Origin of the sequence: Streptomyces milbemycinicus, assembly GCF_002154605.1 — a bacterium.
Lineage (GTDB): Bacteria > Actinomycetota > Actinomycetes > Streptomycetales > Streptomycetaceae > Streptomyces > Streptomyces milbemycinicus.
On record NZ_MUNE01000360.1, the window covers coordinates 1 to 328 of the forward strand.

Consider the following 328-nt stretch of genomic DNA (forward strand, 5'->3'; position numbering starts at 1 on the left):
GCGCGGGTGTGGGGGGTGGGCGCGGGCCGGCCACCGGCCTGCGGCGGCCGGCCCTCGACGCGTACGCGCCTCAGTTGTGCTCTTTCCAGTCCGCCTGGGCCGCGTTGAGCTCCTTGGCGACCTTGTCGCAGAACTCCTTGGCGGTCATCTTGCCGAGCAGCACCTTCTGGAAGTTCGGCTCGTTGTCCGCCTTGCTCACGGTGTTCCAGTCCGGCAGGTAGTACGGCAGCTGCACCACCTTGGTCTGCGGGTCGCTGAGCGACTGCAGCGCCGCCTTGGTCGGCGGGGCCTGCTGGATCCAGGCGTCGTTCGCGGCGTCGACATTGGC

General features: G+C 69.5%; 1 pseudogene. It reads right to left on the reverse strand.

From position 1 onward, the window contains the following. Positions 1-70 precede the first annotated feature (70 nt). Positions 71-328, reverse strand: a pseudogene (locus CCN51_RS57955) (sugar ABC transporter substrate-binding protein); the annotation flags it as partial.